The organism is Paenibacillus sp. FSL H8-0260 (assembly GCF_045040625.1).
Classification (GTDB): Bacteria; Bacillota; Bacilli; order Paenibacillales; family Paenibacillaceae; genus Paenibacillus_AQ; species Paenibacillus_AQ odorifer.
The window spans coordinates 855,627-874,215 of sequence record NZ_CP150298.1 but is presented as its reverse complement, the minus strand read 5'-3'; the positions used below and the strand labels follow the sequence as shown (position 1 = coordinate 874,215).

Genomic DNA, 18,589 nt, shown 5'->3' with positions numbered 1-18,589 from the left:
TAACTTCCTGTTCTCCCTAGTCTAATTAGTTATTTTTGCAGGTGCAAGCTTTAGTAATTCCACGGTTAGCCGCTGCTCCGCTTCCTCATCAATACGATACCCATCAGCTTCTAAACGTTCAATTTGCCGATCCAAGAAATAAACCGTATTTAAAATCTCAGTAGCACCCAGTACAGATAAGACGGGTTTTAATGCATATTCAATCGCTAGAAGATGGCCTAACGAACCCCCAATAGCAATAGGTACAATTCGCTTACCAACCAGCGCTTTTTGCGGAAGGAGATCTAAATAGGTCTTCAAGATTCCCGTATAGGAGGCTTTATAGATAGGCGTTAATACGGCGACAATATCCGCTTCTTCCACTAGCGCATTGGCCCGCAGAATCGCCTCACTGGCGAAATTGGCCGTAAGCAAATCGTCCGCTGGTAACTCATGTACATAGATCGAATGATGCCAAATCCCCTCTTGCGTTAGAAATCTTTCAACCTGCTGATGAATAGCAGTTAATCGAGATTTTCTAGTATTTCCTCCATTAATAATGACTGCTTTGCTCATTACACATTCCCTCCTATACTCGCACTTGTTAGTGCTTTTTCAAGTGTTGTTACAACAGGTACAGATAGCCCTAAATTTCCTCGAAGCGTATAACTCTCATATTCAGTACGGAATAAGCCTCTACGCTGCAATTCAGGAATCACTAATTCAACAATATCGTTAAAGCCCTCCGGGAAATGGGGAGGCATCACATTAAATCCATCTGCACCATCGTTTAAGAACCATTCTTCTAATTGATCTACGATTTGTTCAGGGGTTCCAACGATTTCCCGGTGTCCGCGTGCTCCAGCGATACGCTCATAGATTGCACGAATAGATTGCAGATTCTCACGTTTAGCGATATCACGAATAATGTTGTAGCGGATCCGCGGATTGGTGTCATCTTCAATTGAACTGAATTCCGGAAGTGGTTCTTCGACATCATACCCTGACAGATCAATATTAGTGAAAGACGACAAATACGATAGTCCTACTTCAGGTAAAATATAGCTGTTTAATTGCTGCTGCTTCAGCAAAGCTTCTTCCTCTGTTTTCGCTACAGTAATAAACACACCCGGCATAATCTTCAAGTCCTCCGGTTTACGTCCATGTTTAGCCAACCGCCCTTTCACATCACGATAAAAGGTTTGCGCTTCTTCAAGCGTCTGCCATGCTGTAAAAATAACCTCTGCGGTCTTCGCGGCTAACTCTTTTCCAGATTCAGACGATCCGGCCTGAACAATCACGGGATGCCCTTGTGGTGTGGTTGATGAATCCAGTGAACCCTGTACCTTAAACCAAGCTCCCTGATGATCAACAGGATGTACCTTTTCTACATCTAAATACCGACCTTGCTCCTTGTCGATAACAAGCGCCTCAGACTCAATAGACAACCAGAGCTGTTTGACAACCTCCACAAATTCCTCAGCACGTTCATAGCGGGACGCATGCTGCAAATGTTTATCCTTACCAAACAGGAGAGCTTCACCCTCATTGGCTGATGTTACTACATTCCAGGCGGCACGCCCCTTGGACAAATGATCAATCGCTGCGAATTTACGTGCTACATGGTATGGATCGTTATAGGTAGTAGTCAAGGTCGCCGTTAACCCGATATTCTTAGTCACTGCTGCAAGTGCGGAGATAATAATAACGGGATCTAGCTTTAATGATGATTGTGCATTTCCGGACAGCTTTTGACCTAATACATCTGCAAAAAATATCATATCGAACTTGCCACGCTCAGCCGTTTGTGCAATCTCCGTTAAATACTCCAAATCAAATGCCCGACTTGCCCCTGAAGAAGGATGACGCCAGCTTGCTACATGATGACCGGGTAGATTAATGAATGCCCCTAATTTCATTTGTTTTTTTGTCATGTTAACCACTCCTATTGTTTGATTTTCTATTAAGGAAATCCGTACACAAAGGCGGATGCTCACGCTCCTACAGTTCCAAACTTCCCCTCTGCCACTCTCCCTTTTTAGATTGTTGTAGAGTCAACTTATATAAAAAATTATTTAGCAAATGGATTAAATTCGTTCGTATATAACTCTTCCGGTTTCACTTGGCCTTCCTTTAGCTCCCCATTTGCCACAAGCCAATCAATCCAGACATCGTATTCCGAGGGTGTGATCACACCGCCTTTTTCAGAGATGCCCGTACTCTTCCAAAACTTAAGATTATCTGTGGTTTCCTTGCGTTCACGCTTATTAATAATTTCCTCGAATCGTTTAATTACTTCCTCCCTAGGTGTCGTTCGGGCCCATTCAATGGCTTTTGCAACTCCATCTACAAATTGCCTGACGGTATTCGGATTATCCTTGATATACTGATCTGTAAAGAAATAATCACCCGCAGTAAACTCTGTGCCAAACACATCAATATCCTTAAAAATTTCTGCGACCCCACCTGTTGTTAAAGCCCGATCCCGGGCAATCCCGCTTAACATAACCACATCGATCTGATGATTTCGCAGAATCTGTTCTGCACTAGAACTTGGAACTGTCACTAAGGTTACTTGTTCAATTTCCTTTTCGGTCAAGTTACCTTGGCGTAAATAATCTTTAATGACGAATTCCGAATGGGCACCGAGAATATTCACCCCTACTTTTTTACCAATAAAATCTTTAGCCGACTTTATAGCTCCCCCCTCGAGGGCATATGCACCTACATACGTATTTTGATCACTGCCGTAGGAGCCAATGACCGACTTTATTTTTACATTCTTGGCGTAGGATTTAATAATGGCTCCATTGAATGCTGCACCAAAGTCAATTTGTTTCGTCGCGGTTAATTGAATACTTTCCGGACCACCCACGCTGTCACCTATAGACTCTAACTTCAAATCTCCTAGGTAACCTAAATCGGCGGCCAACTCTGGGAAAGAGACACTTCCAGGTGCAGACTGATATTGCAGGATCTGATCTTCTCCACTTTTGGCGGAGGACTTCCCCTCTGAGCAGCCAGATAAAATACCACTAACCAAGCCTACAAGTATAAGCAGTGCTACTGTTTTGTTCATCTCGCTTCTCCTTTTCCAAATGAATTGTATTTTTCTGAGCTACAGTTCCAAACTTCCCTCCGCCACTCTTCCTTTTTAGATTATTTTAAGTACAATTAATTCAATTTGTTTAGTTGGTATTATTCATAAAAAATATCATTCAAAATCATCCTTCTATTCATTCACCGGTTGCTTCCATTTAGAAAATTTACGCTCGAGCATGGTCAAGCCTTGGTTGATTAGCAAACCCAACAAAGCAATGGTTAATATACCGGCGTACATTTGAGGGATCTGAAAGTTATATTGAGAATAAGTGATTAAATAGCCTAAGCCTTCTTTTGCCCCTACCATTTCTGCAGCAATCAATACTAATATCGCCCCTGTTCCTGCCATTCGAATCCCTGTAAAAATAGTTGGCACGGATGCCGGCAAAATCACCTTTAGAAATAACTTGAACGACTTAATATTCATGGATTTAGCCGCTTTAATAAGTAAGGGATCGACGTTACCTACAGCAGCAATCGTGTTTAGAAGAATAGGCCATGTGCAAGCAAATAAGACGATTGTAATCTTAGAGGTTTCACCAATCCCTAACAGCAGCATAAATACCGGAAGTAAAGCGAGCGCAGCTGTATTTCGGAACAATTCCAACACTGGATTTAATAGCTCCCTAGCTAAGGGATACCAGCCAATTAATAAACCTAATGGGATCGCAATCACTAACGCTAATGCAAATCCACTGAACGAGCGAATGATACTCGCTAAGAAATGAGTGAATAGCTCACCTGAAGCTATCAAATTCCATAAGGCGGTGATTACCTCAGAAATAGGCGGGAAAAATGCTGCGTCAACTAAGCCGGTCCGTGGTGCGACTTCCCATAGTAAGAACAATAAGACTAAGACAATGGACTGTTTGAACACCTTAAGCACGCCGGAAAAAGAAATAGGATTTCGTTTCTTTAGCTGTAACGTTGAATGAACAGACTTAACGGATTCGATGGGAATCCCCCCCTTTATAGATTAAATATATGCACCTTTGTATTCAGGTTCATGCAAATAACCCCATACCTCATGTCGAGCCTTCACAAAATCAGGATGTGAGCGAATATCCGCATCTTCCAATCGTGATTGAAGCGGAATATCTACAATCTTCCTCACCGTCCCGGGCCCTGGTGTCAGGACGACTACCCGCTCCCCAAGATAAACGGCCTCATCAATGCCATGCGTAATAAATATGATGGTTTTTTGGGTCTTCTGCCAAATCCGTAAAAGCTCACTTTGCAGGGATTCACGTGTTTGGGCGTCCAGTGCGGCAAAAGGCTCATCCATTAACAAGACGTCCGGGTTAAAGGCAAGACTTCTGGCAATGGCTACACGCTGCTTCATCCCTCCGGAAAGCTCATGTGGATAACGGTCTCCGAAATCACTAAGCCCAACTAACGAAAGAAAATGCCCAACCTGCTCGCTACGTTCATGCTTCGGAATCCCCTTTGCCTCTAACCCAAATTCAATATTGCCACGCGCCGTCTTCCAAGGAAATAAAGCATACTGCTGAAACACAATACCTCGATCAAGCCCTGGACCTGTTATTGGGTGACCATCTATTAAAATGCGACCCTGTGTGGGGGATGATAAACCACTAATCAAATCAAGCAAAGTTGACTTACCGCACCCGCTTGGCCCCACTATCGTTATGAATTCACCTTTTCTTACGGAAAAGTCCAACTCTTTTACCGCCGTGAATTGCTGCGTTCCCTCCTTTTGCTTAGAATCTCGGACACTGAACGTTTTGGTGACACTCTCAAATCTGATTTTTTCAGCAGCAGCCATTGACTTCACCTCTTTTAGTTATTATTACGGGAAAGTGATTGTTCACCAAAAAGGCTCAGATGACAACGACTAGCGTTTGTCCCCTGAGCCTCTGGTGGAACCAGTCAGCATATTCCGTTTCGTACTCACAATCACTAAAATTTAAACATCAATAATTTGTATTAATCTGATGGGATTACTATATTTTAATCCGCTGGGGTTGTCAACAATAAATTCATAATTATGGAATTAACTAAACAAACCTTACTTCATGTTCACTAACCTTAAATATTCCGAACTTCAACAACCTTTCCCAAGTCCACATACTGCTCATGATCCAACTTCACCTTCACTCTGCCCCTTCGGCGTTTCTCACGCCATTCACGAAGATCTCCCTCCGTTTCTAAGCGAAGCTCCGCGATTTCCAAGGCACGATCCAGAATATATTTACTCGTATAGAGCACCGTTTGTATTCTTTGACCACCTAGCATGATAGGAGACGTAATTGCTTTCCATTCCTCGACCGTAAATCGTACATACAGATCTTCTTCAGTACCCGGGCGACAAGGAACCTCTTTAATCTCATTACGCCGCAGCACCTTCCAATCCGCTACTTTCCCTACCCAGTGAATCCCCGTTTTTGCAGGATCAATGAACTTTTTACGGGATTGGCACATCGCTACGTATTCAATTTGCGTTAGGATCTTCTGGTTTGCAAGATTCCTTAACGGCATATGATAAAAAGCTTTCCGCAGCGCCACCTCCACTTGCTCGGGTCCCCGGACAGAACCAACAAGCACATTTTTGCCCGCGAGTTGGTTGGTATAGTATTCTTTCGTGCCGCGTGGACGAGTCGAGCGTTCATAAGCTTTTTCCGGACTATCCTGAATAATCTCATCCAAGAATCGCTCCACTAGGCTTGTAGAATTCGGTAGGAATGGCAAAGCGCCAATATTCAATAGCTCGATGCTTTTGTAGAATCGGTGGGTCTTATACCGCTCCTCATCCGGGTAGGGGAATAAAACATAGGCGCCAAACATGCTTCGTTCGTATTCTCCCGAATCTTTCTCCTGATATACTATGGCGTCCCGATAGCGGTGCATGGTGTTGATGTCATCCTCTTCAGGACCAGGCTGCCTATAAGTGCGGTGATAGGAAGTCCCTTCATAAGCCGGATTTAATCGGTATTTCGCATCAAAAACATACTTATACTCTTTGATTTTGCCAGCATCCTTCTTCTTCAGTGTCAGCACATTATCCGGACGCTGATTGAGCGTCGGTGCCTTATCCGAGCTAGGAATCGCATTATAATACAGGATGAACTGCTCTCCGTTAACTGGATTCTCGTACACCATCTTAGCGCTCTGCGAGCGGTCAAGTGTAACAAAAATACCATTCCGATTCACCTTAATAATATCCTGCTTCACCAGCTTATACTTCTGACCCAGAAGCTGATTCAACTTGAGGAAGCACCAGTATTCATAGAGCTGCGCGACATCCTTCATAGACAGGCGCAGCAGATCACCTTGGATCGACAAGCCTTTGAGCAGCATCAGATAACAGCGATAAACTTCGCGGTATCCTGGAGCCATCTGCAGTACAAGCGTAACAGACATCTGCTTCAGCACTCCAGCCTCACGCAAGAAATCCATCTTAAGCACGCGTTCGAGCTGAGTCAGCATGGTGTCTAACCTTTTTATAAGTAATGGATCTGGGGTTCGACCTTTCGTCTTCCAGTGAGCCTTGAGCTCCTTTAACTTCCCGTGAATACGTTCCAACATCCAGCGGATGAATCGGTTCTCATTAGTATCATAGGCGAGGCGTCTTCGTGTCTCCATTAAATGTGTAGCTGTGTAATTTCGGCTGCCGATGGTCAGGAATCCATGGTCCATGTCTTCTCTTAATCGTTCGGGATGCTTCGCGAGCTCGCGGATGTTCTCTCTTCCTGCCTTTTTGACCCGATTGGCGTCCACTAGTCGGCGATCCTGGAGCAGAGCATAATTAGGATTCTTGTTAATCCGCTCAACGGCATCCAGAAGCTGTCTAAATACATGCTGAAGTATAGTGAAAAACTCCGTCAAGCTCTGATGCTGCGTTTCCCGCAGGCCTGTTAATTGGTAGGTTTTACGCAAAAAATCAAAGGCCAAATTATAAATCTTCTCATTCACTTCATTTAAAATATTCTGGTAATCCAGCTTGTAATCCATTTTAGAGGGAAAGATCTCCATCTCTACCCGCAGCAAAGCCTGTCCTGAACTACAGATCTCCCACTCCGTCAAACCTACCTCATTCCCAAAGTTCAGCACACCCGCAAGAATAGACTCACCTAGGGGCTTAATCGCCTGCCGAAGCAGCACATTTTCATGATAAAAAGATAGGTTAGCAGCGGTCTTCTTCTGAATCACCAGCTCATACGACTGTGTCTCATAAAAACAAGGAAAAACTGACTCCCCCGGCTGCCAGTCCACCATCCCGTTAGCTTCAGGAGAAAACACTTTAATCTGAACATTACCAAGCCGTTCGGAGCATGTAATCCCAAACTGAGCATTTACCCACTCCTGACTAGAAGAACGATGAAGCTGCAAGGTCTCCACAGTAGGATGATATGGCCTTCCTTGAAGAAAAAGCGTAAAAAGCTCCGTTTCTACACGGAGCAATTCTACCGCCTGATTAAGAGAGCCAGTATGAGGTGAATCCATCTTCCTCCAGCCTCCTAAGCATAAAAGCCAATTTACGCGCACTTTGTGGATGTTTGGCTGTAGGGGGAGTTTGTCCAGCAGCCCATCTCAGGTAGAGTGGAGAAGCATCATTGTCCATAAGATCTTCAATATTTACCGTCACACCAGATCCTGTACCAAGAGCCCCTTTCATCAAGTTCAACAATACCCGGCGAACCGAAGAATGGCTCCCTTGAATGCGCGGCAGTATCTTTTGCAGCAGTTGCCAGTCAAAAGCTTCTTCCTCACTCATCAGCTTGTACCGTTCGTTATAGATCATATAGAAGCAAATCGCATCGCGTACCCGGAAACCTACATGAGCATGGACATCCTCAAGCAAAGCATTGATCTTAACCAATCTCTCTGTCGTCCGGACAACTAGCTCTTTGTTGGCATCATAGGCATCCACTAGCTGCAAATAATCGGAGCGCAGAAAAAGATGGTTCAGTTCGGCAAGATCAGCGGGATCATCCGTCTCTTCCTGCTCACTCATGTCCGGATACTGCTGCAGATTGATGTAATTGAACTCCAGTGTGTTAGCTCGGTCCAGTACCTTTTTGCTAAAAGGATGTGTCGTTTCGTCCATGTTCACAGTCCCGATCAAGAACACATTCTCCGGGACACCTAGGCTGCCAAACTTCACTTGATCCTCAGACGTATCCAGCATGGTAGAAGATATGAGATCCTGAGTCTGGATCTTCCCCTCCCGCCAGTCCTGCGTTTCCAGCACACTTAACAGGTCACTGAAGTAATGCTCTACCCGCGCCAGATTCATCTCATCCATACAGATAAAATATGGCTTATGTCCATTCTCCGGCTTCCGCGCCTCTACTAATACTCCCGTAAGCGGACCCGGTTTGAACCTGCCCGAAAGATCCTTGTACCCCAGCAGATCCGCAGGATCACTCCAATCCGGCCGCACTGGGATCAAGGTAAACTGTCCGTTATTCCCCGTTGCACCAAGAGCTTCTGCAAACAGCTTCACCAACCGAGTCTTCCCTGTTCCGGATATGCCTGCCAGAATGACAAAAGGCTTAGTCTTTAGCGAGAGGTAAAAGTTTTCAATAAGGTGCTCAGGGAAGAAGAAACCTTTGCGACGGATGTGGGATTGGATTTGGTGGAGGATACCTGTTACTTGTTCATCCTGTAAGGGCTCCGCTTCTTGCGTCACTACTTCCACTTCCTCATTATCAGCTACATTACCTGTAGAAGTCACAGTGTCCACATATAGACGGTAATCCTCCATCACATTCTCGAGATCTTGGATTAGTTGCTCGTCATTCGGAACGGCTCCTCTTTCATACTTGATGTAAGCGACAGTAGACACCTGATAATCTTGGCCTAGACCGCTGTCTACCAGGTGAATATTATCATCCTTATTCATATGGTTCAGTGAAAGGAGCCCTTGTATTTCTTGTGTTCGAGTTCGCAGATAGGCATAGCCATCTCTGCGCCCCTTCTCTTGAATAGGCGCCGTCACTCCTTGGTTAAAAGTAAGATAGACAGCACTCATATCCTCAGCAAACAAATACACAACATACTCCCCTCGTTGAGTCGTTTCCGTGATCCGCTTATCCAGTATTGCAAGCCAAGGAACCGTTGCCCAATTCCCTTGTCCAACAGAACCCTGAATTTTATATTGATCATCTAAGAATGGTAACGCTTTGAGCTCAGAAGGAAGTGTCTGACGAAATAACGCACCTAGTGCATGACTTGCAAAGGTTTCTTTTTTGGCAGAAATGTACTCCGCCATGATCTTCTCCAGATAACCTTGCAAAGAGAAATGCTGCAAAGCGGCATTATAAGACTGGAGTTCGTCATTAGCTAGTCTCTCTAATTGCGATAGCTCCTCTTCCCCTAGCTGTCTTTGAATTTGGCTATGAAAACCTATGGTGTTATCCTCCGAGTTCACAAACAAAATATGCGAGAGCGCATTAACTGGACTGTTAATAATATCTTTAAGCTGACTTTTAGGTGCATCACTCCATAGTTCTCGACCTGGTGGCAGATCTACCCGGTTTCCACTATTCTGTTCAGCTATAAAATAGTTAAGAAACCGCTGCTTCACGTGATCGTACGATACGCGCTCCTGATGAAAGGCTCTCAGCTCTTCGATTAAGGATAGGATGAGGACCATTTTGTATGATTTTTGCTTACGCTTGAAAATCTGCGTGACTGATTCCGGTAATGGCATGTTGACCTCCAAGACTAGTTAACGATTTCTAGTAGTCATATTTTTTTACATGAAGTTTGCGAATCTTTGAGTCTGTAATATTTGCTTGGCTCAGTTGGTCATAGATCGATTTTACCTGTAATTGAGGCCTTAATATAGCCATAGTTTTGCTTTAGTGGATTATACATCTTGTAACGGTTACCTACTAACCATTGTTGATCCGTCCGCTTACCTTTAATTTCTCCATTGTAGTTTTTCGTCTTTCAATGACAAATAAGCAATACGGAGTCATCTGGATTTACAATATATTTGGTAATTCGACAATATGGGAATGTATTCCTTCCAATCATGCATATAAGAAAAAGGACTGTCGCATGGACAGCCCCAACATATAGTTAACGTATACCTTTTAATTCCGTCTTAATCCGAGAGAACAGATGGAGCAAATGCATTAGCAAGCTGCATGCCATCCTTAAGCCCCTGTAGATATAAAAGTTCATAAACAACAGATTACTTTAAAGAAACTTTATCCTCCCAATTTTCAAACTCTGGCTTACGTGCAATATCCATGGAGACAAATAACGCTTGGAAGGCCTTGCTCTTCTTCAAAAGAATGTCTATATAGAAAAACATTCAAATTTATAACGGCCAATATATTTTTCTTAACGGTATTAATGTCCGTGTCTCTGAATCAAATTGATCATAGTATTGTGTTACTAACTCCGCGAGCAAATCCAAGTCTATTAACGATAAAGGAATATTCGATCTTTCCGCTTCATATTTTGCTTCCTTTGTGAATCCACCACTAGATACATAAATCCCCCGATCTCCTACTCTTAATCCTCCGGTAAAACTACGTATTTGATTAGATCCCATACTGCCTGAACGGTGCTTTACTTCCACTATAATTCTGGGTTCTTCAAGCCCTAGACCATCTGGGGATGCAAAAATATCTCTTCCCCGGTCCGGCCCTTTGGGTGATATTCGTGTCTTGTAGCCCATTCCTCTAAGGATGCCCGCAACAAGTTCCTGCATTTGCTCCCAGTCTAACTTAGCAATCTTATCTTTGATAAATTCATTGGACTTCTCAATGACGTCTTCCTTAATTAGCTCTAATTCTTCGGCTTCTTCCTCCGTCTCAGCTTGCACAGACTCTATGGGTTGACTTGGTTGATTACCATCGGTCTGTCCGATTACCATTTGTTTGAGCAATTCCTTCTGAACATCATTCGGGATAGATATAATAGTCATTATGGAACCAAGAGTATTCCGGGCGCTTGCCGTCAAAACATCTCTAGATACAGTCCCCTCCCAATCTATTCTGCGAATATGAGGCTTATCCGTAATATAATTTGGCTTAAATTCATAATTCGACTTGATTCTTCCTATGTAATAGAGTCGCTCTTCAGGATTATATGTGATTACTTGGTCGTCTATTTTAAATTCACTTACAAAACGAAAAATCTGACCAGCAGTAATATTGATCTTACCCTCTTTATATCCAGGATACCGTACCTTCAAAAGCCTCTTCATCTCTTGCAGTGTATTTACCCCACCGATATCTCCCAATGGAGCCCAACCAATCGCTACAGCTTGCTTATCTTTAAATTCATTAATAAGATATGCCCTTTCTCCTGCTCGAACAAGCCACATACTTTTCATAGTGGACCTCCCTTTATTCTCTGTACATGAAGTTTGCGAATCTCCGCATCGGTTATATTAGCCTGAAGCAAATGCTCATAAATCGTTTGTATTTGCGCCGGAGAGATAGAAGGTTCAGGAGTTCCTGTTTTTAAACTGATCAGCTTCCTAGAGATAAACTCACTTAGTTCCACATCATAGACAACCAGTTCGTCCGAGTGGATTTTCCGAAGCTCCGGATCAATACTAAACCGACATCTCATCGTGAATGAAACCATAGAGATAAATTTCACTGCAGCTATACCTTGTATCAGACTCTCGATGGCCTTGATATGTCCATAGTTTTGCTTCAGCGGATTATACATCTTGTAACGGTTGCTCACTGACCATTGTTGATCCGTTCGCCCACCTTTAATTTCTCCATTGTAGTTTTTCGTCTCAATGACAAATAAGCAATACGGGGAAATAATGATATGATCAATCTGGGTGTAACCTGTTCGAGACTTGGGATTAAGAAGCATTAGATCGCTTAATGATTTACACTCCTTAGGTAGCTGGTCAAGTTGGATATTGATTTTATGCTCACCTAACTCTCCAATTCGTGTGGAAGCAACCTTCGGTTTCGACTTGGGAGTTTGTGCCTTACGCACTGCCTGTGGTGGCTTAGTGTCGGATTTTTTAAAGAGAGACAATAGCGCTTTAAACATATCAAAACCTCATCTGATATAGATTTACAATATGTATGGTTATTCGACAATATGGGAAGTTATCCCTTTATTCATATCATGAATGGAGGTCTGCCCTCTTTTTGGATGAACAGCATCTAAAAAAACAAAAATTCCAAACATATATACAAAAAAAGACTATCGCATGGACAGTCCGAAAATAAAGTATGCGTTTATCCTCTTCGGTTCCGATCCCTATGTGCTTTTCCGGCAGCAACAGGACATGTCTTAGTCCGTGAGAACTGAAGGGGCAGTAAGGGCATGTTCAAGCTGCATGCCATCCTTTAGTCCTTGTAGATATAGACGTTCATAAAGAACGGCTTGCTTCAATTGAAGCTTATCCTCCCAGTACTCAAACTCTGGTATACCTGCAATGTCCATGGAGTCAAACAACGCTTGAAAAGCTTTGCGCTCTTCTTCAAAAACATCCCTAGGCTCGGATTGATGTTCAATCTGTGCGGTCACCTCATCCAATCGACCTTGAATCGTCTGTAAAAACCATGCAGGAAAGCTCAACATATCCCCTCCAAGATAGAAACTCAAACGAAATGACACTGCATGTCCGTTTTTTTCTTGGTACATCCGATTAATCAGTTCGTCCACCTTACGACTCTGGGCCTGAACCGCTTCATTGCTGCTTAACGGAATTCCCTGCTCCAGTGATTGCTGTCCGAGTTCATTCAGCTTGCGCTTTTCCTCCTCATATTTGCACATCAGATGTTGCATTGCACCCCCACCTTCCGGGAAAAGCTATATCTGTAGACGATGTATGGAAATTTTAATGCGTTTATCGGTTTATTTCATTTTAATTCGATATTCGCATTAAAACAATACTTACCTCGCATACAATTTGGTTAAATTGTGAGGTGACACCAAAATGAGGCATCGCAAAGAGCCCCCGGGTGACAAAAATATCATTGGAACCCGAGTTGTAGCTATTCGAAAAGCTAAGCGAATGAAGCAAAAGGATTTCCTTGCCAGGTTGCAAACCTTCGGTTTAGACATCAGTCCAACCAGTTTATCGCGCTTGGAAGGTCAATATAGACTTGTGCAGGATTATGAGGTGGTTGCCATTGCGAAAGCGCTGGATGTTTCTGTTGGGGAGTTGTTGGGGGAAGGTTAGTGAAGTGATAGTGGGAGATAACTCTCTGTTTTTGGAATAGATCGTTATTTTCATTTAAATAGATACTACATAGATCTGCAAATTTTTTATGCAGAATCCCTGAAGGGATTTATTATTCAGATTTAGACACGTACCTACGTCGTCCAATAAAATGGAGGCCTGAGGCAATATCTGACCCCCAGCTTTTTATCCTACGGTCCGCTTTCAGGTAACATTCATCATGCTATGTATGTAGACATCAAATAATACATAGCTATAACAACGATATACCAACCTATGGCACGGAATTCATTCCATAGATTCAGATTAAAAGACGATCAGTGACCTGCCCTTTGCAGAAACTGATCGTCTCTCTTGTCTTACAGTCCTTCTTCTCCGTACAAAAAAACCGAGAAAGGCACTTTATTTAAAAGTGTCTATTTCTCGGTTATAGTTTATTCATCCGTTACGTTAACTAGCTAGATTGCCCTTCCATCGCTCTAATGGATTCATCCACCTTTACCATCATGGAACATTCGACTCTTTTGCGGAAGACGTCACAGCTGAAGTCATAGGTTCCGACCAGGGAACCCGTCGCGTGCAGCGCATTGGCAGGACAACCGCCGCTGCAGTAGAGCTTCGCCCAGCAGTCCTTGCATTCCGGCTTCGAGTAGCAGTTGCTCTCTTTAAATTGACATTGCAACCCAGGTTGTGTGATGCCATCCCAGAGGTTTCCCATGCTGTACTCTTCATCCCCGACGAACTGGTGGCAAGGAAAAAGCTCTCCCCCGGGGGTGACAGCAAGATATTCTGTTCCTGAACCACAGCCAGTGATTCTCTTCTGGATGCAGGGTCCTTCCGAGAGGTCAAGCATGTAATGATAAAAGGTAAACCCCTTGCCTTCTTCGCCGCGCCCAATCATTTCTTTTGCGAGAATTTCGTACTGGTTATATATCTCCGGAAGGTCCTCCTCGGTAAGTGCATAGGGTTCCCTTGGATCACAGATGACCGGTTCCATCGAGATTTTGTCAAAACCAAGATCTGCGATATGAAATATATCATTGGTGAAATCGACATTGTTACGAGTGTAAGTTCCCCGTACATAGTACTCTTGGTCTCCGCGCTTACGAACGAATTCCTGAAACTTCGGAAGAATATGATCGTAGCTGCCTTTTCCGTTTACCGTTTGGCGAAGACGGTCATGAACCTCTTTTCTTCCATCCAGGCTTAATACGACATTGTACATTTCCTGATTTAAAAACTCGGTGACCTCATCGTTCAGCAGCATCCCGTTCGTCGTGAAGGTGAAGCGGAACTTCTTTTTGTATTCTTGTTCTTTGCTTCTTGCATAAGCTACGATCTGTTTAACCACTTTCCAAGCCAAGAGCGGTTCCCCGCCGAAAAAGTCGATGTCAAGATTACGATGATGACCCGAATTTTCAAGCAGGTAATCGATAGCTTTTTGTCCAACCTCATAGCTCATGATTGCTCGATCTCCGTTGTATTTCCCCTGGCTAGCGAAGCAATAGTCGCATGACAAATTACAGGTATGCGCAACATTGAGGCAGAGTGCCTTAACATAAGTTTTCCGTTTTTTTAAATCGAGCGAGAGGTTCTCATACTCATCTTTTGTAAAGAGCTGTCCATCATTTATAAGCTCCTCGATATCCGCGATGGTTTCTCGAATGTCGCTCTCGGAAATGCTGGAATCATCTTTATATTTATCCAACAGCGTTGTCACGATTTTGTCGACAGAAGTTTTCTCATAAAGCGCTATAATTTCATATGCTAGGTCATCAACAACATGCACCGAGCCACTATAGGTATCGAGCACGATATTGTATCCGTTTAGTTTATATTGATGAATCATACTTACTAATCAAGCTCCTTTTGCACACAAGTAGAAACGGCTTCGCCATCCTTTAGGGATAGTATCCATTTCTTAAAAATAGCCGCCCATCAGCAGAGCAATGGGCGGTAAAATTCCGAATCCTATCTGTTCATTGCATTTTCACACTTCTGGTTTGCAACGCCGCAGGAAGTTTTACAAGCGGACTGGCAAGAGGTCTGGCATGCGCCGCATCCGCCGTGTTTTGCGGTATCCATCAGTTTGCGGGTGCTCAGTGTTACGATTCTTTTCACGATAAATAACTCCTTCTGTAATTTCTTGTGATCACTTTCACTTAATTTCCATGGAACATCGTAGCAACATCACGCAGGCACGTCTATGATGCCTGTCACCTAGCAGAGCAGAGAGGGGTTAAACATAAGCATCAACACTAATTTTCGTGCAGTCTTTCATGCTTGTGATCGTAGGATGCCGTAGTGGGAACCAGAGTCAGAGCAATGCTAAAAAAGTGAAACAAAAAAGAGACGGCAATGATGCCATCTCTTTAACAACATTTTTTCTCATACTTGTCCGTAAAGTCCAATAAATATAAGGATCTCATAGCACTGTATCCTTCCTTACCAGTAGAGCGACACTCTCCACATACGTGGGTGGACAATGTGAACAAGCTTATATGAGGAGCCCTAAGACACTTCCGGACAGTTTATCTGCTCTTGACGCCTTAGTTCATAAAAATATTGCACAATTGGATGCTTTAACTTCATCTTCTCGCTCATGTTTAAAATACGCTTTTTTCCAACTCGTCTGTCCACTAAAGCTAGAATATTCAATAAGATATCGTCGCTTTCTAAGCTCTCCTCTATGGAAATAGATAAATGCTTAGTAGCTATAACAATAAAGTTCGATTTACTTAATGATGTCTGAGCTGACAAAAGCTCCTTTGCAAGTTCTGATATTTTTCTGCTTCTTGCAATGACTATTAGCCGATCCTCCGGGATGATCCCCTTACTATCTTTTCTAACCGCTTCAATTTCTTCATGGTTGATAGGAATTTGAAGATCTGAACCGAGCATAGCATCTATGGCGTGCTGCAGAGGGACGAGAATGGCCCTCCTATCCATAACCGAACGGATGCTTTTTGTACTCTAAGGGGCTTGAGCCGACTCTATTTTTGAACACACGACTAAAATAGTACTGGCTCTTATACCCTACCTTCACGGCCAGATCCCCGATTTTGATATTCGGCATTACGTCATCCAGAATCTCCTTCGCCTTCGATATCCGAAGCTCAGTGACATAGTCAAGGAATGAAGCACCGATTTCTTGCTTCATACGCTTGCTAAGATAGGTTTGGTTGATATGAAATAGTGCTGCTACTCGAGTAATAGACAGCTCCGGATCCTGATAATGACTGTCAATATACTCGGTCACTTTTTGGATAAGCACTGTTCCATCCCCTGTATACCCGGGAAGCTCCCGCTCCTTATCCACCCTGCCTTCATGTGAATGCAAAGGATATTTTACCTGAAGATGCTCATCGATCCGATGAAGCAGCTTGTTCAGATCACTCTTCGGCACAGGTTTCAATACATAATCGAATGCTTGCAGTTGCACGGCTTGACGCGCATATTCAAAGTTATCGTACCCGCTGATGATGACAACCAGAACCGACGGGCAGCGTTCGCGCAATATATTCATCAGATCGAGCCCATTCATATTCGGCATGTTGATGTCCACAAGACATACATGTGGTAGGGCTTCCTCCACCATATTCAATGCTTCGTTTGCACTTTTCGCTTCTCCTGCAACCTCAAAAAGATACGGACTCTCCTCAATGTATTGTCGCAAGCCTTTGCGAATGATCGTTTCATCATCGACGATGACAATCTTCCACATCTTCATTCCACTCCCCGTCCAAAGGTATTCGAATGACCATAACGGTAATGCCATCTTCGCTCTTCACTGCAAGGCCATATGGCACTCCGTAAGCTAGTCGAATGCGATGGTTTACACTGTATAGCCCAAAGCCTGTGGCAGAACGATCATATGTATCATCAAGAAGGGCTTGATTTATCTGCACAAGCTTCTCTTCCGGAATCATAACCCCATTATTTTCAACCTTAATGACCAAATAATCGGCCTGTTTATATGCTGTAATCGAAATTTTGCACTTTTGATCCCCAAGTGGCTTAATCCCGTGATAAATCGCATTTTCCACCAAAGGCTGCAGTATGAAGCGAACGACTTGGCACTGAGCAAGCTTTTCATCATATCGAAGCTCGTAGTCCAGAATCTCCTCATATCGCACACCTTGAATATGAAGATAACTCTCGACATGGTACAACTCCTGATCAAGCAGAATGTAGGGACTGCCTGTGCCAAGCCCTAATCGGAAATACGCGCTAAGCGCTTCCACCATCTCCACCACATTGTCTGCTCCATGTTCCGTTGCCATCCACTGGATCGTATCCAATGTGTTGTATAAAAAGTGCGGCTTGATCTGCTCATGAATCAGTCTGAGTTCCATCTCCTTTCGGTCCTGCTCCACAGCGTATAATTGAACAAGCATGTCATTGAAGCTTCGTCCAAGATCGCCGATCTCATCCGAGCGCGTAACATCTGCTCGTATGGTTTGGTTGCCGTTCTGCACATTTTCCATTACCTGGCGAAGCGACTGAATTGGACGAATAATGGAAGAAGCAAGCAGCACCAGAAAGACGATAAACGCACTACCGATAAGAACGCCTACCAGCAATGCAGTCCGCTGGGTTTTGATCACCGCTAACGATAGACTTGAATTCGGTACTTTGAGTACTAACTTCCAGCCTTCCACATTTTGAATTGGAGCCTCAAATACACTCATGTTCTTCTTATCTGCTGTATCCTCCGCTCCATCTTCTTCACCCAGCTCTCTGCAATCGACGATAAGCTGGCCTGACTGGTCATATAGCATTACATCTTGAGCAATCTCCCTCATCTTCTTGACGGAGACGGCTGCGGCAATATAAGCTACCTCATCATTCACCGATGGATTCACGCGATAAAGAATGACGACGATTTCGGCTGCATTCGCTTTGGATACGATCGGATTGCTTACCACATAATTGGAATCTGAATTCAGCAGTTTTCGATAGTAGGGTCGGTTTAGTATCGAAAAAGGCTTGTCCCTTGCTGACCAGGAATTTCCGTGAATATCCACCACGCGTATGGATTCGTACTCTACTTTCTTCTTCGCCTCGAACTTATCGAACTCTTGCAGCAATTCATCTCGTGTCCACTGATGGTCCGAAGCTAGAGAAGCAAGCATGTCTATCTCTCCAATGCGCTGATTAAACCAATAATCAATCTGGTCGCTGCGTGCAGTAACCACTTGCTGCGTTAAGTTCTTATTCAAAGGGACAACCGTATGGTTCATCTCCAAATATATTGTTACAAGCAATGCAACGAACAGCAGCAAGAAGCAGCCTCCTGCGATTAACGTAATTTTTAAGTGAATTGATTTCATTGTAATCATAGCCCTTCACAATATCCGTTTC

At 43.6% G+C, this 18,589-nt stretch carries 16 protein-coding genes and 1 pseudogene; 1 reads left to right on the top strand and 16 read right to left on the bottom strand.

Annotated elements, in window-relative coordinates; translation table 11 throughout:
• Positions 1-21: 21 nt before the first annotated feature.
• From ssuE to MHI51_RS03735, 11 genes are all read right to left on the bottom strand, one after another.
• Positions 22-555, bottom strand: coding sequence for an NADPH-dependent FMN reductase (gene ssuE / locus MHI51_RS03785; RefSeq protein ID WP_076185145.1), 534 nt, complete (start codon positions 553-555; stop codon positions 22-24).
• Positions 555-1,913 (bottom strand): LLM class flavin-dependent oxidoreductase, encoded by a 1,359-nt coding sequence (locus tag MHI51_RS03780; RefSeq protein WP_076128519.1) that lies wholly within the window; start codon positions 1,911-1,913, stop codon positions 555-557. The genes ssuE and MHI51_RS03780 overlap by 1 nt, the downstream gene beginning before the upstream one ends.
• 137 nt (positions 1,914-2,050) lie before the next feature.
• Entirely contained in the window at positions 2,051-3,058 is a 1,008-nt protein-coding gene (locus MHI51_RS03775; protein WP_076128516.1) for an ABC transporter substrate-binding protein, read from the bottom strand.
• A gap of 153 nt (positions 3,059-3,211) precedes the next feature.
• The gene (locus MHI51_RS03770) at positions 3,212-3,982 is read right to left on the bottom strand and encodes an ABC transporter permease (protein ID WP_254857081.1); all 771 of its coding nucleotides are present in this window, start codon (positions 3,980-3,982) and stop codon (positions 3,212-3,214) included.
• Positions 3,983-4,057: 75 nt separating this feature from the next.
• Positions 4,058-4,867, bottom strand: coding sequence for an ABC transporter ATP-binding protein (locus tag MHI51_RS03765; protein ID WP_081387204.1), 810 nt, complete (start codon positions 4,865-4,867; stop codon positions 4,058-4,060).
• Between the two features lie 263 nt (positions 4,868-5,130).
• Positions 5,131-7,545, bottom strand: a complete 2,415-nt coding sequence (locus MHI51_RS03760; RefSeq protein WP_405173609.1) for a DUF2357 domain-containing protein — start codon at positions 7,543-7,545, stop codon at positions 5,131-5,133.
• Entirely contained in the window at positions 7,517-9,757 is a 2,241-nt protein-coding gene (locus tag MHI51_RS03755; protein WP_405173608.1) for an MrcB family domain-containing protein, read from the bottom strand. Before MHI51_RS03755 ends, MHI51_RS03760 begins: the two co-directional genes overlap by 29 nt.
• 98 nt (positions 9,758-9,855) lie before the next feature.
• Complete coding sequence (locus tag MHI51_RS03750; protein WP_081387522.1) at positions 9,856-9,975, bottom strand: NERD domain-containing protein; 120 nt, start codon at positions 9,973-9,975, stop codon at positions 9,856-9,858.
• Between the two features lie 400 nt (positions 9,976-10,375).
• Positions 10,376-11,398 carry a restriction endonuclease gene (locus tag MHI51_RS03745; protein ID WP_076098730.1) on the bottom strand — a complete coding sequence of 341 codons (1,023 nt, stop codon included), beginning with the start codon at positions 11,396-11,398 and terminating at the stop codon, positions 10,376-10,378.
• On the bottom strand, positions 11,395-12,084 hold the full coding sequence (locus MHI51_RS03740) for a nuclease-related domain-containing protein (protein ID WP_076302883.1): 690 nt from the start codon (positions 12,082-12,084) through the stop codon (positions 11,395-11,397). Before MHI51_RS03740 ends, MHI51_RS03745 begins: the two co-directional genes overlap by 4 nt.
• A 246-nt stretch (positions 12,085-12,330) precedes the next feature.
• Positions 12,331-12,828: a hypothetical protein gene (locus tag MHI51_RS03735; protein WP_076302882.1), complete on the bottom strand. Its 498-nt coding sequence runs from the start codon at positions 12,826-12,828 to the stop codon at positions 12,331-12,333.
• A gap of 151 nt (positions 12,829-12,979) precedes the next feature.
• Between MHI51_RS03735 and MHI51_RS03730 the strand changes: the two genes are divergently transcribed.
• Positions 12,980-13,225, top strand: coding sequence for a helix-turn-helix domain-containing protein (locus tag MHI51_RS03730; RefSeq protein ID WP_076185152.1), 246 nt, complete (start codon positions 12,980-12,982; stop codon positions 13,223-13,225).
• A gap of 454 nt (positions 13,226-13,679) precedes the next feature.
• On the opposite strand, the gene scfB is transcribed toward MHI51_RS03730, so the two are convergent.
• The 5 genes and pseudogenes from scfB to MHI51_RS03705 form a co-directional block, all read right to left on the bottom strand.
• Positions 13,680-15,074 (bottom strand): thioether cross-link-forming SCIFF peptide maturase, encoded by a 1,395-nt coding sequence (gene scfB / locus MHI51_RS03725; protein ID WP_076302881.1) that lies wholly within the window; start codon positions 15,072-15,074, stop codon positions 13,680-13,682.
• A 122-nt stretch (positions 15,075-15,196) separates the two neighbouring features.
• Positions 15,197-15,346: a six-cysteine ranthipeptide SCIFF gene (scfA, locus tag MHI51_RS03720; protein ID WP_076098734.1), complete on the bottom strand. Its 150-nt coding sequence runs from the start codon at positions 15,344-15,346 to the stop codon at positions 15,197-15,199.
• Between the two features lie 390 nt (positions 15,347-15,736).
• A pseudogene (locus MHI51_RS03715) lies at positions 15,737-16,111 on the bottom strand (hypothetical protein); the annotation flags it as partial.
• A 55-nt stretch (positions 16,112-16,166) separates the two neighbouring features.
• Complete coding sequence (locus tag MHI51_RS03710; RefSeq protein WP_341160484.1) at positions 16,167-16,949, bottom strand: response regulator; 783 nt, start codon at positions 16,947-16,949, stop codon at positions 16,167-16,169.
• Positions 16,924-18,510, bottom strand: a complete 1,587-nt coding sequence (locus MHI51_RS03705; RefSeq protein WP_339171260.1) for a histidine kinase — start codon at positions 18,508-18,510, stop codon at positions 16,924-16,926. Before MHI51_RS03705 ends, MHI51_RS03710 begins: the two co-directional genes overlap by 26 nt.
• Between the last annotated feature and the right edge of the window lie 79 nt (positions 18,511-18,589).